3 protein-coding genes are annotated in these 4,782 nt (G+C 68.5%); 2 read left to right on the top strand and 1 reads right to left on the bottom strand.

Annotated features, from left to right (window positions below; genetic code table 11):
- Nucleotides 1-119: 119 nt before the first annotated feature.
- The gene (locus tag ABZS37_RS32575) at nucleotides 120-1,271 is read right to left on the bottom strand and encodes a cellulose binding domain-containing protein (protein ID WP_355175422.1); all 1,152 of its coding nucleotides are present in this window, start codon (nucleotides 1,269-1,271) and stop codon (nucleotides 120-122) included.
- 301 nt (nucleotides 1,272-1,572) lie between these two features.
- Between ABZS37_RS32575 and ABZS37_RS32570 the strand changes: the two genes are divergently transcribed.
- Nucleotides 1,573-2,679, top strand: coding sequence for an FAD-dependent monooxygenase (locus ABZS37_RS32570; RefSeq protein WP_355175420.1), 1,107 nt, complete (start codon nucleotides 1,573-1,575; stop codon nucleotides 2,677-2,679).
- 130 nt (nucleotides 2,680-2,809) lie between these two features.
- Nucleotides 2,810-4,570: a cytochrome c oxidase subunit I gene (gene ctaD / locus ABZS37_RS32565; RefSeq protein ID WP_354996335.1), complete on the top strand. Its 1,761-nt coding sequence runs from the start codon at nucleotides 2,810-2,812 to the stop codon at nucleotides 4,568-4,570.
- The last annotated feature ends 212 nt before the right edge of the window (nucleotides 4,571-4,782 follow it).

Genomic DNA, 4,782 nt, shown 5'->3' with positions numbered 1-4,782 from the left:
GTTCGTTGTTTCCGACACAGGAAACGCTACGTTGCTTTCCAATGCCCGGCAACGCACTCGTTGCGCTTGACCAGCATTTGCCCAGCTAGTGAGCGGGCGCGCCCCACCGACCGTCGTCCTCAGGTGCGGGAGCAGGTTGCCCCGTTGAGCGAGTAACTCGTCGGTGACGAGTACGACCCGCTCAGGGTGCCCTGGTAGCCGAAGCTCGCGGTGCCCCCGGGTGGAACGGAACCGTTGTGGCCCACGTTCCGTGCGGTCACCGTGGACCCGCTCTGGCTCACCGTGGCGTTCCACGCGTTGGTGACCTGCTGCCCGCTGGGCAGGTTGTAGGTCAGCGTCCAACCGTTGAGCGCGCTGGAGCCGGTGTTGGTGATCTGCACGTCAGCGGTGAACCCGTTGTTCCACGAGTTCGGCGTGTACTTCACCGCGCAGCCCGAGCCACCCGGCGGCGGAGTGGTCGGCGGCGGGGTCGTCGGCGGCGGGGTCGTGGGGGGCGGATTGGTGGGACCGCCCCCGCCGTTGACGGCGGCCGAGAACGAGGTCACCGCGAGGCCGACGCCGCCCTGCCACGGCTCGAAGCCGGCCTGGATGCTCGTCAGGTACCAGGAGTTGGTGATCGCGCCCCGGTTGCGGACGTCGTTGATGAAGTCCAGCACGCTGAAGTTCAGGCTGGAGATCGCCGACGGCGCGACGTAGGAGATGACGTTGTTGGAGCCGTTGCTGCCCCGCCAGACCTCCCAGGTGCGGCCGGCCAGGTTGGTCGTGCCGACCACTGAGCCGATGGGCTGGATCGGGCCCTGCCGGTTGAGCCAGATCATGATCTCCATCTGGTTCACCCCGTCCCGCTTCGGCGACGGGTCCAGCCAGATGTCGTACGACGCGTTGTAGGTGGCGCCGCTGACGTACCGGTAGGAGATGCTGCTGGTGGCGCTGCTGATCTGGCTCACCTGGATCGGCAGGTTCGTGCCGGGGGAACAGTTGGTGTAGTGACAACCGAAGAAGACCGAGGGGTACGCCGTGGGCGCCCCGTTGGTGGGGCTGCTGCCGTTCAGGGTGGTGATCTCGAAGCCGCTGCCGGTGACGTTGATGCACTGCTGGGCGGTGGTGCCCCAACGGTTGTTCTGCACCACGTAGCGGCCCTGGATGACAGCCGATCCGTACTGTTCGCAGATCTGGGTGTCGGCGGAGGCGTTGCCTCCGAGGGCCACGGCGACGAGTGAGCTGGCGAGTAGCAGCCCGGCGGCGGCCAGGGCCCGAAGTTGACGTTTCATGACGCTCCTTGACTCGGCGCGTGCCGGGCGCCGGCTGGGTCGGGGCGATGCGGGAGCGCTCCCACGCTCAACGACACATTTACATGTCTGAAACTACGATGCAACCGTACGGGTCAAACTGGTGAATTGTGAGGATTGCCATGCCCCCGCCGGACGGGCGTCGAAGGACGGCCAGCTAAGCGGCACGGGGCGCCGACGAGCGGCTCCGGGCGGGCCGATCGGACTCTGGCGTGCACCGATCGCTCCGAGTAGCGTGTTGCCTCCAACGCGTGCCGCTCCCCCTCCGGAGGCGTACACCACCATGGGTGGCTCCCCCCTGCGCATCCTCGTCGTCGGCGCGGGCATCGCCGGCTTGGCCGTGGCCCGGGCGCTGCGCCTGGCGGGCTTCCGGCCGGACGTCACCGACAAGCTCCCACCGGGGGAGTCCACCGAAACCGGCCTCTACCTGCCCGGCAATGCCGCTCGTGCCCTGCACCGGCTCGACCTGCACGACCCCGTCCGTCCGCTCGGGCAGGTGATCCACCGGCAGCTGTTCTTCGACGCCGACGGCGCGCAACTGTGCGAGGTCGACCTCGACACCCTCTGGGCCGGCGTCGGCGAATGTCGGGCGCTGCCCCGAGCCGACCTGCACCGGGTGCTGCTCAGCGGCGCTGGCGGCGCCGTCCGGCACGGTGCCGAGGTCCGCACCCTGGACCTGCTCCCGGGCGCGGTCGGCGTCACCTTCACCGACGGCACCACCGGTGAGTACGACCTGGTCGTCGGCGCCGACGGTCCGCGCTCCTCGGTCCGCGCGCTGGCCGCACTCGGCGGTCCGCCCCGCCCGGTCGGGCAGGTGGTCTACCGGGCCGTCCTGCGCGACGGCCCGCCGGTCACCGAGTGGACCGCCCTGCTCGGCCAGCGCTCCGGGTTCCTGATGGTGCCGATCGGTGCCGGGCGCCTGCACCTGTACGCCGACGAGGCTGGCACCGAGGAGCCCGCCGACCCGCTGGCCCGGTTGCGCGAACTCTTCGCCGACTACCGCGGCCCGGTGCCCGAGGTGCTGGCAGCACTCGACGAGGTGCACGTCGGGATCACCGACGAGGTGGAGTTGGGCCGCTGGCACCGGGGACGGGTGCTGCTGGTCGGCGACGCCGCGCACGCCACCGCGCCGACCCTGTCCCAGGGCGCGGCCATGGCACTGGAGGACGCCGTGGTGCTGGCCGAGTCGCTGCGCGCCGCCGGCAGTGTGGAGGCGGCCCTTGTGGCGTACGAGAGTCGTCGCCGTCCGCGTACCCGATGGGTGCGGGACCGGACCCGGGACCGCAACCGGACCAGGGACGTGCCGCCGGCGCTGCGCGACCCGCTGCTGCGCGGACGCGGCGGCCGGATCTTCGGGGAGCACTACCGGCTACTGCTCGGCCCGCTGTAGGCCCGTTGTAGATCGTGTCACGCCACCCCACGCGGCGCTGCGACCTGCCGGGGACTATCCTCCTTGCGGATGACGGCCCGCCGATAAACAGCGTGTGCCGAGCGGGACAACCGAGAACCGGAGGCCACTCGTGACCACCGTCGCACCCAAGCCGGTCGTGACCCGGCCCTGGCCGGTCCGGGAGCCGGTCAAGGGGTCGGCCATCGCGCGGCTGCTGCGAACCACGGACGCGAAGCAAATCGGGATCATGTACATGATCACGGCGTTCGTGTTCTTCATGATCGGTGGCCTGATGGCCCTGATCATGCGGGCTGAGCTGGCCCGACCCGGGCTGCAGTTCCTGTCGCCCGAGCAGTACAACCAGCTCTTCACGATGCACGGCACGATCATGTTGCTGTTCTTCGCGACGCCGATCGTGTTCGCCTTCGCGAACTACATCGTGCCGATCCAGATCGGCGCGCCCGACGTTTCCTTCCCGCGGCTGAACAGCTTCGCCTACTGGCTGTACCTGTTCGGCGGCACGATGGCGACCGCCGGTTTCATCACCCCGGGTGGCGCCGCTGACTTCGGCTGGTTCGCGTACGCGCCGCTGAGCAGCGTCGAGCACTCGCCAGGTGTCGGCGCCAACATGTGGATCATGGGTCTGGCCATCTCCGGCCTGGGCACCATCCTCGGCGCGGTGAACATGATCACCACGGTGCTGACCCTGCGCGCGCCCGGCATGACCATGTTCCGGATGCCGATCTTCACGTGGAACATCCTGGTCACCAGCCTCCTGGTGATCCTGGTCTTCCCGCTGCTGGCCGCCGCGTTGTTCGCGCTCGCCGCGGACCGCATCCTCGGCGCCCACGTGTACGACCCGGCGACCGGTGGGCCGATGCTCTGGCAGCATCTGTTCTGGTTCTTCGGGCACCCCGAGGTCTACATCGTCGCGCTGCCGTTCTTCGGCATCATCAGCGAGGTCATCCCGGTCTTCTCCCGCAAGCCGATCTTCGGTTACAAGGGTCTGGTCGCCGCGACCGTCGCGATCGCCGCGCTCTCCATGAGCGTCTGGGCGCACCACATGTTCGCCACCGGCCAGGTGCTGCTGCCGTTCTTCAGCTTCCTGAGCTACCTGATCGCCGTGCCGACCGGTATGAAGTTCTTCAACTGGATCGGCACCATGTGGCGGGGCCAGATCAGCTTCGAGACGCCCATGCTCTGGGCGGTCGGCTTCCTGGTCACCTTCCTCTTCGGTGGTCTCACCGGTGTGCTGCTGGCCAGCCCGCCGATCGACTTCCACGTGTCGGACTCGTACTTCGTGGTGGCGCACTTCCACTACGTGCTCTTCGGCACGATCGTGTTCGCGGTCTTCTCCGGCATCTACTTCTGGTTCCCGAAGATGTTCGGCCGGATGCTCGACGAGCGCCTGGGCAAGGTGCACTTCTGGCTCACCATGATCGGGTTCCACACCACGTTCCTGGTGCAGCACTGGCTCGGCAACGAGGGCATGCCCCGCCGGTACGCCGACTACCTGCCCAGTGACGGCTTCACCACGCTGAACATGATCTCCACGGTCGGCGCGTTCATCACCGGTATCTCCACGCTGCCGTTCATCTACAACTGCTGGAAGTCGTACAAGACCGGCCCGGTGGTCGAGGTGAACGACCCCTGGGGTCACGGCAACTCGCTGGAGTGGGCGACCAGCAGCCCGCCGCCGCTGCGCAACTTCGACAAGATGCCCCGGATCCGCTCCGAGCGGCCGGCGTTCGACGCGAAGTTCCCGGAGCTGGCCGCCGGCGGCCAGAGCCTGGCCGGCCCGCCGGAGGGTGGCGCCAAGCCGCTCACCAGCGAGTCGGACGGCGGGGCCAGCTACCGCGAGGACACCGCCAGTGACATCGATCGGCACTGACGCTCAAGCTCGGCAGTACGACGGGCGCCGCCTCCGGGATCACCGGGAGCGGCGCCCGTCGCATGTCCGCCCCCTGCCACTCCCGCGTCCCCCCCCACCTCGCGTCGATCTAGGGCAGATCGTCGTGGATAGAGATCACTTGACATGTCCAGGTCGGGGTGCTTGCGGATCTTGAATTCCAGTGGGTCGGTGTCGGCCATCAGGTGACCGCG

This window comes from Micromonospora sp. NPDC005413, assembly GCF_040606435.1.
Lineage (GTDB): Bacteria > Actinomycetota > Actinomycetes > Mycobacteriales > Micromonosporaceae > Micromonospora.
This window is presented reverse-complemented; position numbering and strand designations above follow the sequence as displayed.

Coding starts and splice junctions, on each gene's coding strand:
- ABZS37_RS32570 (WP_355175420.1), top strand. CDS start 1,573: ATGGGTGGCTCCCCCCTGCGCATCCTCGTCGTCGGCGCGGGCATCGCC.
- ABZS37_RS32575 (WP_355175422.1), bottom strand. CDS start 1,271: ATGAAACGTCAACTTCGGGCCCTGGCCGCCGCCGGGCTGCTACTCGCC.